At 62.7% G+C, this 16,604-nt stretch carries 19 protein-coding genes; 18 read left to right on the plus strand and 1 reads right to left on the minus strand.

Annotated features, from left to right (window positions below; translation table 11 throughout):
* Positions 1 to 29: 29 nt before the first annotated feature.
* A complete protein-coding gene (locus Q1W26_RS20840; protein ID WP_300444638.1) occupies positions 30 to 467 on the plus strand; it encodes a protein YgfX in 438 nt (145 codons plus the stop codon).
* Here the strand turns inward: Q1W26_RS20840 and nadB are convergent.
* Positions 464 to 2,056, minus strand: a complete 1,593-nt coding sequence (nadB, locus tag Q1W26_RS20845) for an L-aspartate oxidase (RefSeq protein ID WP_300444641.1) — start codon at positions 2,054 to 2,056, stop codon at positions 464 to 466. The genes Q1W26_RS20840 and nadB overlap by 4 nt on opposite strands.
* A 213-nt stretch (positions 2,057 to 2,269) precedes the next feature.
* Between nadB and rpoE the strand changes: the two genes are divergently transcribed.
* The 17 genes from rpoE (at position 2,270) to pgsA (ending at position 16,477) form a co-directional block, all read left to right on the plus strand.
* On the plus strand, positions 2,270 to 2,869 hold the full coding sequence (gene rpoE, locus Q1W26_RS20850) for an RNA polymerase sigma factor RpoE (protein ID WP_300444643.1): 600 nt from the start codon (positions 2,270 to 2,272) through the stop codon (positions 2,867 to 2,869).
* Positions 2,870 to 2,873: 4 nt separating this feature from the next.
* Entirely contained in the window at positions 2,874 to 3,419 is a 546-nt protein-coding gene (locus Q1W26_RS20855) for a sigma-E factor negative regulatory protein (protein ID WP_300444646.1), read from the plus strand.
* Positions 3,420 to 3,478: 59 nt separating this feature from the next.
* The gene (locus tag Q1W26_RS20860) at positions 3,479 to 4,384 is read left to right on the plus strand and encodes a MucB/RseB C-terminal domain-containing protein (protein WP_300444649.1); all 906 of its coding nucleotides are present in this window, start codon (positions 3,479 to 3,481) and stop codon (positions 4,382 to 4,384) included.
* Positions 4,384 to 4,839: a SoxR reducing system RseC family protein gene (locus Q1W26_RS20865; protein WP_300444653.1), complete on the plus strand. Its 456-nt coding sequence runs from the start codon at positions 4,384 to 4,386 to the stop codon at positions 4,837 to 4,839. Before Q1W26_RS20860 ends, Q1W26_RS20865 begins: the two co-directional genes overlap by 1 nt.
* Positions 4,840 to 4,895: 56 nt before the next feature.
* Positions 4,896 to 6,266 (plus strand): DegQ family serine endoprotease, encoded by a 1,371-nt coding sequence (locus tag Q1W26_RS20870; RefSeq protein ID WP_300444656.1) that lies wholly within the window; start codon positions 4,896 to 4,898, stop codon positions 6,264 to 6,266.
* On the plus strand, positions 6,256 to 6,507 hold the full coding sequence (locus Q1W26_RS20875; protein WP_300444659.1) for a glutaredoxin family protein: 252 nt from the start codon (positions 6,256 to 6,258) through the stop codon (positions 6,505 to 6,507). Before Q1W26_RS20870 ends, Q1W26_RS20875 begins: the two co-directional genes overlap by 11 nt.
* Positions 6,508 to 6,573: 66 nt before the next feature.
* The gene (lepA, locus tag Q1W26_RS20880) at positions 6,574 to 8,370 is read left to right on the plus strand and encodes a translation elongation factor 4 (RefSeq protein ID WP_300444662.1); all 1,797 of its coding nucleotides are present in this window, start codon (positions 6,574 to 6,576) and stop codon (positions 8,368 to 8,370) included.
* 33 nt (positions 8,371 to 8,403) lie between these two features.
* On the plus strand, positions 8,404 to 9,192 hold the full coding sequence (gene lepB, locus Q1W26_RS20885; RefSeq protein ID WP_300444665.1) for a signal peptidase I: 789 nt from the start codon (positions 8,404 to 8,406) through the stop codon (positions 9,190 to 9,192).
* Positions 9,193 to 9,194: 2 nt separating this feature from the next.
* A complete protein-coding gene (locus Q1W26_RS20890) occupies positions 9,195 to 9,563 on the plus strand; it encodes a DUF4845 domain-containing protein (protein WP_300444690.1) in 369 nt (122 codons plus the stop codon).
* Positions 9,564 to 9,572: 9 nt separating this feature from the next.
* A complete protein-coding gene (gene rnc / locus Q1W26_RS20895; RefSeq protein WP_300444668.1) occupies positions 9,573 to 10,247 on the plus strand; it encodes a ribonuclease III in 675 nt (224 codons plus the stop codon).
* Positions 10,244 to 11,152, plus strand: coding sequence for a GTPase Era (gene era / locus Q1W26_RS20900; protein ID WP_300444671.1), 909 nt, complete (start codon positions 10,244 to 10,246; stop codon positions 11,150 to 11,152). The genes rnc and era overlap by 4 nt, the downstream gene beginning before the upstream one ends.
* Before the next feature lie 18 nt (positions 11,153 to 11,170).
* Positions 11,171 to 11,908 (plus strand): DNA repair protein RecO, encoded by a 738-nt coding sequence (gene recO, locus Q1W26_RS20905; protein WP_300444673.1) that lies wholly within the window; start codon positions 11,171 to 11,173, stop codon positions 11,906 to 11,908.
* Positions 11,905 to 12,666, plus strand: a complete 762-nt coding sequence (locus Q1W26_RS20910; protein ID WP_300444675.1) for a pyridoxine 5'-phosphate synthase — start codon at positions 11,905 to 11,907, stop codon at positions 12,664 to 12,666. The genes recO and Q1W26_RS20910 overlap by 4 nt, the downstream gene beginning before the upstream one ends.
* Complete coding sequence (gene acpS, locus Q1W26_RS20915; RefSeq protein WP_300444678.1) at positions 12,663 to 13,040, plus strand: holo-ACP synthase; 378 nt, start codon at positions 12,663 to 12,665, stop codon at positions 13,038 to 13,040. The genes Q1W26_RS20910 and acpS overlap by 4 nt, the downstream gene beginning before the upstream one ends.
* Positions 13,037 to 14,074 carry a beta-N-acetylhexosaminidase gene (gene nagZ / locus Q1W26_RS20920; RefSeq protein ID WP_300444680.1) on the plus strand — a complete coding sequence of 346 codons (1,038 nt, stop codon included), beginning with the start codon at positions 13,037 to 13,039 and terminating at the stop codon, positions 14,072 to 14,074. The genes acpS and nagZ overlap by 4 nt, the downstream gene beginning before the upstream one ends.
* 21 nt (positions 14,075 to 14,095) lie before the next feature.
* Positions 14,096 to 15,889: an excinuclease ABC subunit UvrC gene (gene uvrC, locus Q1W26_RS20925; protein ID WP_300444682.1), complete on the plus strand. Its 1,794-nt coding sequence runs from the start codon at positions 14,096 to 14,098 to the stop codon at positions 15,887 to 15,889.
* 15 nt (positions 15,890 to 15,904) lie between these two features.
* Positions 15,905 to 16,477 (plus strand): CDP-diacylglycerol--glycerol-3-phosphate 3-phosphatidyltransferase, encoded by a 573-nt coding sequence (gene pgsA / locus Q1W26_RS20930; RefSeq protein WP_300444685.1) that lies wholly within the window; start codon positions 15,905 to 15,907, stop codon positions 16,475 to 16,477.
* Positions 16,478 to 16,604 lie beyond the last annotated feature (127 nt).

A 16,604-nucleotide genomic window follows, 5' to 3' on the forward strand; every position in this document is an offset into this window, starting at 1 on the left:
GGCTCTTCGGGTGCGGGAATCCGTACCTCGTGACCGTCATTGAAATTCAGCCGTCGCGGCTGCTCGTCATCCTGGTGATGGCGATGCATGCCACGGCGGCTTTTTCGTTTTTACTGGGTGTTCCCGATGGCGAGTTGCGCAGGGCGTGCCTCGCTCTGCTGGCTGTATCTCTTTTGCATTTTCTGCTGGTATGGAGAAAGCGTGGGCCGCGCCGGCTCGGCCTCCAGAATGACGGAGGGCTGATTGTCGAGCCTGAGGGGGTCGGTGAGCTTGAGGCTTGCTTGCTGCCAGCGACGGTTGTGCTCAACAAGGCTGTCTGGCTGGTCTGGCAGAAAAGTGCAGCGAAAAAACGGGGAGCGGTGCTGCTTCTGTCCGATCAGTTGTCGCCCGCGCACTGGCGTGCCCTGCAGATATGGGTGCGCCTGCGGGCGAGGCCGGCAGGCGCACAGCAGGCGGATGGCGCTTAAGTCTTGTTGCTGTCGGTGGGGCGCAGGATGGTGTTGCGCGCCTTTGGAAGGACTTCCGGGTAGTCCCGGCTAAAATGCAGGCCGCGGCTCTCCTTGCGCTTCAAGGCGCTGCGCACGATCAGGTCCGCAGTGACTACGAGGTTGCGGAGCTCGATGAGGTCGTTGCTGACCCGGAAATTGCTGTAGAACTCCTCGATTTCCCGGGCCAGCAGGCGAATGCGGTGCTGGGCGCGCTGAAGGCGCTTGTTCGTGCGCACGATCCCGACGTAGTCCCACATGAAGCGGCGCAGCTCGTCCCAGTTGTGGGATATGACGATCGCTTCGTCGGAGTCGGTGACGCGGCTTTCGTCCCATTGGGGGAGGGAGTCGGCCCGTTCGCGGGGGTTGGCAAGGATGTCGCTGGCTGCGGCTTCGCTGAAAACCAGGCATTCGAGCAGTGAGTTGCTGGCCAGACGGTTGGCGCCGTGCAGGCCGGTGCAGGCAGTTTCGCCGATGGCGTAGAGGCCGCTCACGTCGGTGCGGGCGCGGAGGTCTGTGACGATGCCTCCGCAGGAGAAATGAGCGGCTGGTACGACCGGAATCGGCTGCTGGGTGATGTCGATGCCGAGTTCCAGGCAGCGGGCCAGGATGTTCGGGAAATGTTCCTTGAGAAAGTCTGCCGGCTTGTGGCTGATGTCGAGGAATACGCAGTCGAGGCCGTGCTTCTTCATCTCGAAATCGATGGCGCGGGCGACCACGTCACGAGGTGCGAGCTCTTCGCGGCTGTCGTAGTCCGGCATGAACCGGCTGCCGTCCGGGCGGCGCAGCAAGCCGCCTTCGCCGCGCACGGCTTCGGAAATGAGGAAGGACTTTGCTTGCGGGTGGTAAAGACAGGTCGGGTGGAACTGGATGAACTCCATGTTCGCAACCCGGCAGCCTGCCCGCCAGGCCATTGCAACGCCGTCGCCGGTGGCTGTGTCGGGATTGGTCGTATAGAGGTAAACCTTGCAGGTGCCGCCGGTGGCCAGCACCGTGTGGCTGGCTGCAAAAGTGCGTACTTCATCGTTGGCGATGTCGAGCACGTAGGCGCCGAGACAGCCTTCCTCCGGGCGGCCGATCTTTCGCCCGACGATCAGGTCGACGGCTATGTGCTGCTCGAAGATCGCGATGTTCGAGTGGGCCCGGACCTGTTCGGTAAGGGTCGCCTGCACGGCGGCACCCGTGGCGTCGGCTGCATGAATGATGCGTCGCTGGCTGTGGCCGCCTTCGCGCGTCAGGTGGTAACCGATGGGGGAGCTGGTGTCGCTGCTGAACGGGACGCCATGATCGATCAGCCAGCGGATGGCGCGGGGCCCGTTTTCGACGACGAAGCGGGTGGCGCTATCGGAGCACAGGCCGGCTCCGGCCGTATGCGTGTCGGCAACGTGGGCTTCGATGCTGTCGGCCGCCGGGTCGAGCACGGCGGCGATGCCGCCCTGGGCCCAGGCACTGGCGCTGTCTTCCAGTGTTCGTTTGGTAACTATGGCTACCTTGAGGCTGTCGGCGAGGCGCAACGCCAGAGATTGGCCGGCAAGGCCGCTGCCCAATATCAAAACATCAAAAGCGGTCACTTCGGTATTTCCGCGTGGGCAATATTTTGGAGGGCCGACTATAGCATGTGGCCTTGGTCGCACCGAAGCCAACAAAACCCTTCGGGCGACTGAACTATGCTGCCGGAGCTGCGGTCAACCCCAGTGCTTTGGCAGGGATTTGCGGTCGCTCGGGTATACTGTGCGGTCTGTGGCCAACCGGCCCACGACACACAAGGTATACCTTCCCCGACCATGAGCGATCGCGAAATTGACCAGCAGTTGGTCGAGCGTGTCCAGCGCGGCGACAAGCAGGCTTTCGGCCTGCTCGTCGCGAAGTATCAGCGCAAGCTCGCCCGGCTTCTGTCGAGATTGATCAGAGATCCCGCCGAAGTGGAGGATGTCGCCCAGGAGACGTTCATCAAGGCTTACAAGGCTTTGCCGTCTTTCCGTGGAGACAGCGCTTTTTATACATGGCTCTATCGTATCGGGATCAACACCGCCAAGAATTTTCTCGTTTCGCAAGGCCGGCGCGCTCCGACCACGACGGATTTCGATTCCGAGGAGGCCGAGACCTTCGAGGATGCGGATCAGTTGCGGGACAACAACACGCCCGAGCGTCTGTTGATGACCAAGCAGATCGGCGACACGGTTAATGTGGCGATGGAGGCTCTGCCCGAAGAATTGAGGACGGCGATTGTGTTGCGTGAAATCGAAGGTTTGAGCTACGAGGAGATCGCCACGATCATGGAGTGCCCTATCGGCACGGTTCGCTCGCGGATTTTCCGTGCGCGGGAAGCTATTTCCGAAAAGCTCAAGCCGTTGCTCGATACGGCTCCGAACAAGAGGTGGTGACACGATGAAAGAAAAGGTTTCGGCCCTGCTGGATGGCGCGCTCGACGATAACGCTTCGTCGCGCATGCTGGAGTCCCTGAAGCGGGACGGGGCGCTCAGGCGGAATTGGGAAAATTATTGCCTCATCGGGGATGTGCTGCGGGACGAGGATGTGTTGTCCTCTGACTTTACCAGCAAGGTCATGCTGTGCCTGGAAGACGAACCTACGGTCCTCGCGCCCGTCCGGCGTGAAGAGGGCAATAACTGGGTACGTCATCTCATGCCGATCGCTGCTTCCGTTATGGGTGTGGCTGCCGTTGGCTGGGTTGCAATGACCCTCAATGGGGCCGGTCAGGATTCCATTCAGATGGCCGCCACCAAGGCGCCAACGCTTGTCGTGGCTGCGCAGGCGTCAGCCGGGGTTCGTACTGCGGCAGTCAGTGCGTCGGTGGAGCCCTCGGAGCGTGAGTATCTTTTTGCCCATCAGGCAATGGCGCCATCGGCGGCCATGCCCGGCGTGGCGCTTTATGTTCGGACCGTTTCGGATGCCCGTGCAGCCGGTGAAAGATGAAGCATCTTTTCTGTGTCCTGATGGCTTTTTTTGCCTGGTGCAGTATCGCATCAGCCCAGGTGCCCACCGATCCCCTGAGTTGGCTGGGGCGAATTTCAAGCGCGGCCCACAAGCTTAATTACACAGGTACCTTCATTTACCAGAATGGCAAGAGCGTCGAGACTTCCCGAATCGCCCACCTGGTGGATGGCGGGGCAGAGTACGAAAAGCTTGAGGCGCTGGACGGAAGTCCGCGTGAGGTAGTCCGCAGCAACGAAGAGGTGCAGTGCTTTTTACCGGATCAGAAGCTGCTGATCGTTGATCAGTCGTCTGCCCGGCGCAGTTTTCCCGCCCGCTTGCCGACATCTCCCAATCTGCTGGCCGAGAATTACCGGATCCGGAAGGGCGAGGTCGTCCGCATAGCGGGGCTTGAGAGCCAGCAGATCATCCTCGAACCCAAGGATGACATGCGTTTTGGCCACCACTTCTGGGCCGATGTGGCTTCAGGCTTGTTGTTGAGGGCGCGTCTGATCGGTGAAAAGGGTGAGAGCATCGAACAGTTCGCGTTCAATGAAGTCCAGATTGGAGCGCCTTTCGACAAGGAAAAGGTCAAACCGAGCTTCGTGCGCGCCGCGGACTGGCGGGTCGTCAATGCCCGCGGCAACGAAGTGAGGGTTGAAGATACCGGCTGGGTTTTCAAGAACACGATTCCGGGTTTTCGCCAGGTCGTGTCGGTGGTGCGTCAGGCGCGCAAGTCGCGCGGTGACGCTTACCACGTGGTTTTCTCCGATGGCCTGGCGGCAATTTCGGTCTTCATCGAACCCGCCGCACCCGCCAAGGGCAGCCCCCAGAGCGGCATGAGCACTTCCGGTGCGGTGAATATCTTCCGGCGCACGGTTTCTGACCACCTGATCACTGTTTTGGGCGAAGTGCCGTCACAGGCTCTCGTCCGTATCGCCGATGGCGTGGAAATGCGGAAACGCTGATGCGTGTAAACGGTGTCGTGCTGCGGGTGGAAGGACGGTTTGCGTGGGTGGATGTGGCCGTTTCGCAAGGTTGTGGTCGTTGCAATGAGCCTGGCGGTTGCGGAGGCGTGAATATTGCGCGGCCCTTTGGTGCATCCAGCCAGGCTGTGAGGGTTTCCAACGAAATCGGCGTGCAGCCTGGAGAGCAGGTGGGCGTTCTGATCGACGATGGCGTGCCGTTGAGGGCCGCGTTGGTCGCCTATGCTTTTCCGGTGCTTGGCGTTCTTGCTGGCGCGGCCTTGGGCGCCGCGGTGGCCTCGCCGGGCAGCGTGGATCTTTCAGCGGGCGTGGGGGCCGTGGTAGGTGGGTTTGCCGCAGCACTGTTCGGACGACGGAATGCGGCTTTGCCGAATGTCGACTTGCCGCTTCGTCTTGAGCGGATTCCTGCGTCCCAGGCGGGGGTGTGCGAACGATGAATCTGCCTGTTCCTGTGTTGCGAATTTTCTTTTTTTTGGGACTCGTTTTTTCTCTGGTGATTCCGCAGGCCGGTTACGCCAGGGATTTGCCCGACTTTGCCGATCTGGCCGAGCGCCAGGGCTCGGCGGTGGTCAATATCAGCACGACCCAGGCCGGCCGTCAGGGGAGGAGTATCCCGAGTCTGGAAGAAGACGACCCCATGTTCGACTTCTTCAGGCGTTTCATTCCCCGCAATCCGGGAGCTCCGCGGGCTGAGCCCGACAGTCGCTCGCTCGGGTCGGGTTTCATCGTTTCGGCTGACGGCTATGTCCTGACCAATGCCCATGTGGTCGAGGGGGCAGACGAGATCATCGTCAAGCTCACTGACAAGCGCGAATTCGCCGCACGCCTTATCGGTGCCGATCCGCGCACCGACGTGGCGCTTCTCAAGATTGATGCGAGCGGATTGCCGCGGGTGACGCTGGGTGATCCGGGCCGGCTGCGGGTTGGCGACTGGGTCGTGGCCATTGGCTCGCCCTTCGGTTTCGAGAACTCGGTGACGGCAGGTATCGTCAGCGCCAAGGGGCGCTCGCTGCCGCAAGAAAATTTCGTGCCCTTCATCCAGACCGATGTGGCGATCAATCCGGGCAACTCGGGTGGTCCGCTGTTCAACATGAAAGGCGAAGTGGTCGGAATCAATTCACAGATCTACAGCCGGACGGGCGGTTTCATGGGCTTGTCTTTCGCCATTCCCATCGATGTGGCCATGGATGTGCAGGGGCAACTCAGGGTGGGTGGTCGTGTCCAGCGGGGGCGGATCGGCGTTGTGATCCAGGAGGTTTCCCGCGAACTCGCCGACAGCTTCAAGCTCGGCACGCCGGTCGGGGCGCTGGTCAGTGGCGTGGAGAAGGGCAGCCCGGCGGACAAGGCCGGCATCGAGCAGGGCGACATCGTCCTGCGCTTCGACCATCGCCCGGTGAGTGTGTCCAGCGATTTGCCGCGGATTGTCGGGAGCACCCGGCCGGGTAGCAAGGCGCCGGTTCAGTTGTGGCGCAGGGGCGCATTCAAGGAACTTGCGGTCGTCGTGGCCGAGTTGCCCGAAGATCGTGCCCGCAAGGTGGTGGCAAGGGCGCCCCGCCCGGATGTTGCGCCTAACAAGCTCGGCCTCGCCGTCGTCGAGGCAACGGCCGAGCAGCGCCGTGACGGGCGCCTGGGTGCTGGTGGCGTTGTCGTGGATGCCCTGCGCAGTGCTTCGGCGCGGGCCTCCGAGATCCAGGCCGGGGACGCAATCCTGGCGCTGGTCAGCAAGGGCGTCCGCATCGATCTCCGCTCTGTGGAGCACTTCAACCGGGTCGTCGGAGCCCTTGATGCGGGCCAGACGGTGACCGTGCTGGTGCTGCGTGGCGAGTTCCAGACCTTTGTTCCCCTGCGAACCCTTGAGCGCTGATTTCGAACTGACCGTGCTGAGCCGGGAGTGGTGCCACCTGTGCCACGACCTGCTGGATGCGTTGCGGCCCTTGCAGCAGGAAATCGGTTTTGCGGTGAAGGTTGTAGACGTGGATGCCTTCCCTGAACTGGAGGCGGTGTGGAGCGAGAAGGTGCCGGTGGTGCTGGCTGGCGAGATTGAAGTGTGTCACTACTTTCTCGACGAAGCCGCGGTCCGTGCTCATTTCCGGCGTATCGGTTAGAATGCAAGTCTTTGCCAGGCAAACAAATTTTTTCAGGGTGCCCCACGGCACCCTTTTTCATGGCCTATGCAACATATAAGAAACTTTTCGATCATTGCCCATATCGACCACGGTAAATCCACCCTGGCCGACCGGATCATTCAATTGTGTGGCGGACTTTCCGCCCGCGAGATGGAGTCCCAGGTGCTCGACTCGATGGATATCGAGCGCGAGCGGGGCATCACCATCAAGGCCCAGACTGCGGCGCTGAGCTACCGCGCCCGCGACGGCCAGGTGTACAACCTCAACCTCATCGATACGCCGGGGCACGTGGACTTCTCCTACGAAGTGTCGCGCTCCCTGGCTGCCTGCGAAGGTGGCCTGCTGGTGGTCGACGCGTCCCAGGGGGTCGAGGCGCAAACCGTCGCCAACTGCTATACCGCGCTGGAGCAGGGCGTCGAGGTGGTGCCGGTTCTCAACAAGATGGACCTGCCTCAGGCCAACCCCGAAGGCGCCAAGCAGGAAATCGAGGACGTCATCGGCATCGACGCGAGCGACGCGATTCCCTGTTCTGCCAAGACCGGCATGGGTGTCGAGGACATCCTCGAAGCCGTCATCGCACGCATTCCGCCGCCCAAGGGCGATCCGGCCGCACCGCTGAAGGCGCTGATCATCGACTCGTGGTTCGACAACTACGTTGGCGTGGTCATGCTGGTGCGGGTCGTCGATGGCACGCTCAAGCCCAAGGACAAGATCATGTTCATGTCCACCGGCACGCAGCAACTGTGCGAGCAGGTTGGCGTGTTCACGCCCAAATCCCAGCCGCGAGAGTCGATTTCCGCCGGTCAGGTGGGTTTCATCATCGCCGGTATCAAGGAACTCAAGGCCGCCAAGGTGGGCGACACGATCACCCTCGCCGGCAACAAGGCCGCCGAGCCGCTGGCGGGTTTCAAGGAAATCAAGCCGCAGGTTTTCGCGGGCCTGTATCCGGTCGAGTCCAACGAATACGACCAGCTGCGTGAGTCGCTCGAAAAGCTGCGTCTCAACGACGCCTCGCTGCAGTTCGAGCCGGAAGTCTCCCAGGCGCTGGGCTTCGGCTTCCGCTGTGGCTTCCTGGGCCTCTTGCACATGGAAATCGTGCAGGAGCGTCTCGAGCGCGAGTTCGACATGAACCTCATCACCACGGCGCCGACCGTGGTGTACGAAGTCCTGATGAAGGACGGCGTGGTCGAGCAGATCTCCAACCCGTCCAAGCTGCCCGATCTGTCCAAGGTCGAGGAAGTGCGTGAGCCGATCATCAAGGCCGTGATCTTCCTGCCGCAGGAATACGTCGGCTCGGTGATCACGCTGTGCAACCAGAAGCGCGGCTCGCAGGTGGACATGCTCTACCACGGTCGCCAGGTGCAGCTGATCTACGACATGCCGATGAACGAAGTGGTGATGGACTTCTTCGACAAGTTGAAGTCTGTTTCCCGTGGCTACGCGTCGCTCGATTACGAGTTCAAGGAATATCGTGCGGCCGATCTGGTCAAGCTCGATGTGCTGGTGTCCAGCGAGAAGGTCGACGCGCTGTCGATCATCGTGCACCGGGCCAACTCCCAGTACCGGGGGCGCGAACTCGTGGCCAAGCTGCGCGAATTGATTCCGCGCCAGATGTTCGACGTCGCCATCCAGGCGGCCATCGGGTCGAACATCGTGGCCCGCGAAACCATCAAGGCCCTGCGCAAGAACGTGTTGGCCAAGTGCTATGGCGGCGACATTACGCGGAAGAAGAAGCTCCTCGAGAAGCAGAAAGAGGGCAAGAAGCGCATGAAGCAGGTTGGCAACGTGGAAATTCCGCAGGAGGCCTTCCTGGCCGTGCTGCGGGTCGATGAAGGCAAATAAGCCGGTGTTAAGCCGGCTGGCAGGAGTGGTTGCGTGAATTTCGCCCTGATTCTTTTCATGCTGCTTGTCGTGAGCGGCGCCCTGTGGGTGCTGGATCACTTCGTGGCGAGCAAGCGCCGCAGCATCGGCTCGAAAACCCCGTGGTGGGTCGAGTACGGTGCGAGTTTTTTCCCCGTGATCCTGGTGGTTTTCAGCCTGCGTTCGTTTGTCGTGGAGCCGTTCAAGATTCCGTCCGGCTCGATGATTCCGACCCTGCTGGTCGGAGACTTCATCCTGGTGAACAAATGGACCTACGGCATCCGCCTGCCGGTCATCAACAAGAAGATCATCGACGTCAATCTTCCGCAGCGTGGCGACGTGATGGTGTTCCGTTTTCCAGCCGACCCTTCGCTGGATTACATCAAGCGTGTTGTCGGCCTGCCCGGCGACAAGATCGAGTACGTGGACAAGAAGCTGACCATCAACGGCGTGGCGATGCGCCAGTCACCCGCCGGTGATTATCTCCATACCGACCGCCTTTACTACTCGCCAAGCTTCACCGAGAAACTGGGCGAAGTCGAGCACAAGGTCATCGTGGAGAATGACGCACCGGCTTCTGTTTCGCAGACCATCAAGTACCCGTTCCGCGACAACTGCACCTATACTAATCGCGGCCTTTCCTGCACCGTTCCGGCCGGTCACTATTTCATGATGGGTGACAACCGGGATGGAAGTTTCGACAGTCGTGGCTGGGGTTTCGTCCCTGAACAGAACATTGTCGGCAAGGCATTCTTCATCTGGTTCAATTTCAACGACCTGAAACGGATCGGCAGTTTTCATTGATCATGACGCGAAAAAGTCAGTCTGGCCTGAGTCTCGTTGGTGTATTGCTGGTCGGCAGCATGGCGGCCGCCGTCGTGCTGCTTGGGCTCAGACTGGTTCCGGTGGTCTCTGAATATTTTGGCATCAAGCGTGCGCTCGCCTCGGTGGCGGGCGCAGCCAATCCGCAAACTGCGACGGTTCCCGAGTTGCGCAATGCTTTCGCGAAGCGTGCGATCGTCGATGACATTTCCAGCATCACCGCCTCCGACGTGGATATCACCAAGGAAAACGGGCGCATCGTGATGTCGGTTGATTACTCCCGCAAGGTTCCGCTGTTCTCCAACGTGAGCCTGATGATCGAATTTTCCGCCTCGTCTCCTGACGGGCACTAAGTCTCTCCCATGAAGCTGGAAGTCCTGCAGCGGGCCATCGGCCATCGCTTTTCCCGGCCGGAACTCCTCGAGCAGGCGCTCACCCATCGAAGTTTCGGCTCTCCCCACAACGAACGGCTCGAGTTCCTCGGCGACAGTGTGCTCAACTGCGTCACCGCCATCGCCCTGTTCGAGCGCTTCGGCGGCGAGTTGCGGGAAGGGGAAATGTCCCGCCTGCGCGCCAACCTGGTTCGCCAGGAAGCCCTTCACCGTCTTGCCGATACCCTGCAACTCGGCGAATACCTCCGTCTGGGCGACGGCGAGCTGAAAAGTGGCGGCCACCGCCGTCCGTCCATTCTGGCCGACGCGCTGGAGGCGATTTTTGCGGCGGTTTTCCTCGACGCAGGCTTTGCCGAGGCCAAGACGGTCATCGACAAGCTTTACGCGGCGTCCCTTGCCGAACTCGATCCTGCCCGCGCCCTCAAGGATCCGAAAACCGCCCTGCAGGAATGGTTGCAGGGCCGGCGTATGGCGCTGCCGAAATATTCTCTCGCCAACACCCGCGGCGAGGCGCACCAGCAGGAATTCGAGGTCGAGTGCGAGATCGCCGGCCTCAACCTCAATACCCGCGGCATCGGCGTGAGTCGCCGCGCTGCCGAACAGCAATCCGCCCAGCGGATGCTGGAACTTCTGCCCAAGAAATGACTGAATCCAATACCGCCGCCGACCAGCCTTTCCGCACCGGCTTCGTCGCCATCGTCGGCCGCCCCAATGTGGGCAAATCCACGCTGCTCAACCGCCTTATCGGCCAGAAGATCAGCATCGTCTCGCGCAAGGCCCAGACGACCCGCCACCGGGTTACCGGCGTGCTGACCGAAGGTCAGTCCCAGTACATCTTCGTGGACACCCCGGGCTTCCAGACGCGGCACAAAAATGCCCTCAACCGGGCCATGAACCGCACCGTCACCCAGGTGCTGTCCGACGTGGACCTGGTGCTCTTCGTCATCGAGAGTGGCCGCTATGGCCCGGCCGATGAGCAGGTTGTCAAGCTGTTGCCGCCGGAGGCCAAGGTCATCCTCGTCATTAACAAGGTCGATCTGCTCGAAGACAAGGGTCGTCTGCTGCCCTTCATGCAAAAGATGAGCGAGGTCTTCCCCTTCGCCGAGATCGTGCCCGTCAGCGCCGAAAAGGGTCGCAATACCGATCAGTTGCTGAAGGCGGCCGGCCCCTACCTCCCCGAAGGTGATCCGATTTTCGACGCGGACGACATCACCGACCGCAGCGAGCGCTTTCTTGCTGCCGAATTCCTGCGCGAAAAGCTGTTCCGCCAGCTCGGCGAGGAGCTGCCCTATGGCATGACGGTCGAGATCGAGAAGTTCGAGGCCGAACCCGGTCTGCGCCGCATTCATGCCGCGATCATTGTCGATCGTGACGCCCACAAGGCGATGGTGATCGGCAAGGGCGGCGAGCGCCTCAAGCGCATCGCTTCCGAAGCCCGCGTCGAACTCGAAAAGCTCTTTGAATCCAAGGTCTTCCTTGAAGTGTGGGTCAAGGTCAAGAGTGGCTGGGCGGACGACGAGCGGGCGCTCAAGAGCCTTGGCTACGAGTAATTCCTGCACGGAACGCCCGTGACTGCCAGGCAGCGCATCGACCAGCAGCCGGGCTTCGTGCTGCACAGTTATCCCTATCGGGAAACCAGCCTCATCGTCGAAGTCTTCAGCCGCGACCATGGCCGCGTCGGTCTGGTTGCCAAGGGCGCGCGCCGGCCCATGTCGCAGTTGCGCGGCGTACTGATGGCCTTCCAGCCGCTGCTGATCGACTGGAGTGGCGGCGGCGAAATGAAAACCCTCGTGCGCGCCGAGTGGATGGGCGGTCAGCCGCTACTCGGCGGCCAGGCGCTGCTGTGTGCTTATTACGCCAACGAACTCCTGATGCGCCTCATGCCGCGGGAGGATGCCCATCCCCGCCTGCACCAGGCCTACGGCGAGGCTTTGCGGGCGCTGGCTGCCAGTGAATCCCAGGAAGTCGTGTTGCGCCGCTTCGAGCTGGCCCTGCTGCAGGAACTCGGCTACGGCATGCCGCTGGACGTGGACGCCAATGGCGAGCCGGTCCGGGTCGATGCCGGGTACGCCTATATAATCGAGCGCGGCCCGGTGCCCCTTGACGAATACGGCTTCGACGACCCGTCGGTCGTGGCCGGCAAAACCCTGCTCGACATGGCTGCCGGCGATTTTCGTGACACGGAATCCCTGGCCGGAAGCAAGGCGCTGATGCGCCGGCTCATCCAGCACTACCTCGGCGGGCAGCAGCTCCAGTCGCGTCGGGTATTTACCGAACTTTTCGCCTTTCCCGGAGAACCGTCTTGATCGAACTCGGCGTCAACATCGACCACGTGGCCACCTTGCGCCAGGCCCGTCGCACCTGGGAGCCGGATCCGGTGTGGGCTGCGGTGGAAGCCCACCTCGGCGGGGCCGACGGTATCACCGTGCATCTGCGCGAAGATCGTCGCCACATCCAGGATGACGACGTGCGCAAGCTGCGCGACCTCACCCAGATCAAGCTCAACCTCGAAATGGCCGCCACCGACGAAATGGTCGGCATCGCCCGCGGGCTCAAGCCGGAAATGGCGATGTTCGTGCCCGAAGGCCGCCATGAAGTGACCACCGAAGGCGGGCTGGATATCGTTTCCCAGGAGGCTCGCCTGAAGGACGCCGTGGCGCGCCTCGCCGATGTCGGCATTATCGTCAGCGTCTTCATCGACGCCGAAATTGCCCAGGTCGAAGCGGCGGCCCGTATCGGTGCCGGGGTCTGCGAAGTTCACACCGGGCCGTATGCCCACGCCTTTCATGCTGCGGGCCGCGATGCCGAAAGCCCGGCCGTGCTGGCCGAAATCGCCAAGCTTGCCCGCGCGGGCGAGGCGATCCGGGCCCTCGGCCTGCGCTTCAACGCCGGCCACGCCCTCAATTACTACAACGTCCAGCCCATCGCCCGCCTGCCGGGCATCCGCGAGCTGCACATCGGCCACTCCATCGTCAGCCGTTCGGTCTTCACCGGCCTGCGCGAAGCCGTCAAGGAAATGAAGCGCCTGATGCGCGAAGCCGCCGATCGCGGTCTCAAGGCGTGATCCACGGCGTTGGCACCGACATCGTGAAGGTGGCGCGCCTCGGCGACGCCCTGACGCGCCACGGTGCCCGCTTCGCCGCCCGCATTCTCGACGAATCCGAGCGCCCGGCCTTCGACGCCGCCCGCGATCCGGCCCGTCTGCTTGCCAAGCGCTTTGCCGCCAAGGAAGCCTTCGGCAAGGCCCTCGGCACCGGCGTTGCCGCGCCTGCCACACTGCACGCCGTGCGGGTCGGGCACGATGCGCTCGGCAAGCCGCTGTTCGAATATTCGCCGGCGCTGGCAGACTACATGCGGGTGCGCGGCCTGAATGCCCACCTGAGCCTCTCCGACGAAGTCGACTACGTCGTCGCCTTTGCCATCATCGAAAAATCATGAAGCCATCCCACGCCCAACCCGGTCCGGTCATGCTCGACGTGGCTGCCTATGAAGTCACCGCTGAAGAGCGCGAAATTCTGCAGCACCCACTGGTCGGCGGCGTCATCCTGTTTGGCCGCAACTACGCCGAGCCCGAGCAGCTGCGCGCACTCACCGCAGCCATTCGTGCATCGCGGCCCGACGTGCTGATTTCCGTCGACCACGAAGGCGGCCGCGTGCAGCGTTTTCGTGATGGCTTCACCCGCCTGCCGGCCATGCGCCGGCTTGGCGAAGCCTGGGAGGCCGATCCTGCCGTGGCCAAGGCCCGTGCCCGCCAGGCCGGCTTCGTGCTGGCGGCCGAGCTGCGCGCCCATGGCGTCGATCTGAGCTACGCGCCGGTGCTGGATCTCGACTACGGCGTCAGTTCGGTGATCGGTGACCGGGCCTTCCACCGCGATCCGCTGGTTGCCACCGAACTCGCCCGCGCCGTTGTCGCCGGCCTGGGCGATGCCGGCATGCGTGCGGTGGGCAAGCACTTTCCTGGCCACGGCGCCGTGACGGCGGATTCCCACGTGGCGATTCCCGTCGATGGCCGCAGCTTCGAGGCGGTGTGGGCCGAGGATATCCAGCCGTTCCGCCTGCTCGCCGATGAATTGGGCGGCGTGATGCCGGCCCATGTCATCTTCGAGAACATTGATCCGCGCCCGGCCGGTTTTTCGCCGTTCTGGCTGCAGCAGGTATTGCGCGGCAAGCTGGGTTTTGGGGGCGTCATCTTCAGTGACGACCTGACGATGGAAGGGGCAAGCGTGGCCGGCGACATCGTGGCCCGCGCCGAAGCCGCCCATGGCGCTGGCTGCGACATGGTGCTGGTGTGCAACCGGCCCGATCTTGCCGTGCAGCTTCTCGACCGCTGGAAGCCCGACGTGAGCAGCGCCAGCAGCGCCCGTATCGCGGCGCTGCGTCCGCGCCCGGGCAGCGCCCCGGACGACCGGGCGACCCTCGCCGGCTGGGCGCCGTATTGTGCGGCCCGCGACAGCATGCTGGCTCTCGGCTGAGCTTTACCAGGGCGATTCATCGTGAGCTTTGACGCCAAGGCCTTCCTGCGCAGCCTGACCGAAGAGCCGGGTGTTTACCGCATGATCGGTGCCGACGAGTCGGTGCTGTATGTCGGCAAGGCCAAGAACCTCAAGCGGCGGGTGTCGTCCTATTTCCAGCGCACCCAGCTCAGCCCCCGCATCGCCATCATGGTCGGGCAGGTGGCGCGCGTGGATACCACTGCCACCCGCTCCGAGGCCGAGGCGCTGATCCTCGAAAACAACCTCATCAAGAGCCTGGGGCCCAAGTACAACATCTTGTTCCGGGACGACAAGTCCTATCCCTACATCGCCCTGTCAGCTGGCGACTTTCCGCAGATCTACTATCACCGCGGGGGTTTCCGCAAGGGCGTGCGCTACTTCGGCCCGTTTCCAAATAGCTGGGCGGTGCGCGAAACCCTGCACCTGATGCAGAAGATTTTTCGCCTCCGCACCTGCGAGGACACCACCTTCAGCAACCGTTCGCGGCCCTGCCTGCTGCACCAGATCCAGCGCTGCACGGGGCCCTGCGTCGGGCTCATCGACAAGGACGCCTACACCGCCGATGTGCAGCTGGCCAGCCTGTTTCTCAGCGGTCGCCACAGCGATGTGGTGGACGATCTGTCGCAACGCATGCAGGCCGCCTCCGATGCGCTGGCCTTCGAAAAGGCCGCCGTCTATCGCGACCAGATCCGCAACCTGCAGGCCGTGCTGCACAAGCAGTTCGTCGAAAGCGCCAGGGACGAGGACGTGGACGTGCTGGCCGCGGTGGAGCGGGGCGGCATGGTGTGCGTCAACCTGGCGATGATCCGCGGCGGGCGCCACTTGGGTGACCGGCCGCTTTTTCCGAGCAATGCCCAGGGCTGCGCGCCGCTGGATGCGCTGGTGGCTTTCGTCGAGCAGCATTACCTCGATCACCCGTTGCCCGGCAAGATTCTCGTCAACCTCGAACCGGCAACGGTCAAGGAGGCGCTGGACGAAATCGTCGAAGGCAAGGTGCCGGTGGTCGCGGCCCGCTTCGAGAACGAGCGTGCCTGGATGGGCATGGCCGAGAACAACGCCGGCCTGGCGCTGCTGGCCCGCGAGCAGGAGTCGTCCCGCGGCGAGGCACGCCTCGAGGCCCTGCGCGAGGCCCTGGCCCTGGCGGATACACCCAGCCGCATCGAGTGTTTCGACATTTCCCACACCATGGGCGAGGCGACCGTGGCCTCCTGCGTGGTGTGGGACGGCAAGGCCATGAAGAAGTCCGAATACCGTCGCTACAACATCGCTGGCATCACCCCCGGTGACGACTACGCCGCGATGCGCCAGGCGCTCACCCGGCGCTACGAAAAAGTGGCGGCCGGGGAGGGCGTGCGTCCCGATCTCATCCTCATCGACGGGGGCAAGGGCCAGATGGGCGTTGCCCGTGAAGTGCTGGCCGAACTCGGGCTGGACATCATGATGTTCGGCGTCGCCAAGGGCGAGAGCCGCAAGCCGGGCCTGGAGGAACTCGTTTTTCCCGACGGCCGCGATCCGGTGCACATGCGTCCGGATGCGCCGGCCCTGCACCTCATCCAGGAGATCCGCGACGAAGCCCACCGTTTTGCGATCACCGGCCACCGGGCACGGCGCGCCAAGATCCGCAACACGTCCCGTCTCGAAGACATCGCCGGAATCGGCCCGACCCGGCGCCGCAAGTTGCTGGCCACCTTTGGCGGCATAGATGGTGTGCGTAACGCCACGGTCGAGGATCTTTGCCGTGTCGAAGGCATCAACCGTCAACTTGCCGAACAGATATACAATTCGTTGCGATAGCCAGCGAACGCCGACATGCCCCTCAATATTCCCAACTCCCTCACCTGGGCGCGCATCGCGCTGATCCCGTTTTTCGTCGGCATTTACTATTTTCCGGATAACGCCATTTCCCCGGAAGACAAGAACCTGATTGCGACGCTGACCTTCATCGTTGCCGCAGTGACCGACTGGTTCGACGGTTACCTGGCCCGCTCCCTCGGCCAGACCTCGGCCTTCGGCGCCTTCCTCGATCCGGTGGCCGACAAGCTCATGGTTGCGGCGGCGCTGATCGTGCTGGTGCAGCTCGGGCGGGTCGACTCCCTCATCGCGCTGGTCATCATCGGGCGCGAGATCACCATCTCGGCGCTGCGCGAATGGATGGCCAAGGTGGGTGCAGCCGGCAGCGTCGCGGTGGCTTTTGTCGGCAAGCTCAAGACGGCAGCCCAGATGTCGGCGATTCCGCTGCTGCTGTTCGAAGCTCCGGTGCTCGGTTTCGACAGCCTCCAGCTCGGCACGCTGCTGATTTACGTTGCCGCGGTGCTTACCCTGTGGTCGATGGGCTACTACATGCGCTGTGCCTGGCCGGAGCTCATGAAGCGCAGCCGGTAAGGCCGATGAACATGCTGCCTTGCGAAAGTCGTTGACTTCGTCTTTTTGGCGCCTATAATGGCGGCTCTTTCAGCGGCAGTAGCTCAGTTGGTAGAGCGCAACCTTGCCAAGGTTGAGGTCGAGAGTT

The sequence above is a fragment of the Zoogloea sp. genome, from assembly GCF_030157465.1.
Classification (GTDB): Bacteria; Pseudomonadota; Gammaproteobacteria; order Burkholderiales; family Rhodocyclaceae; genus Zoogloea.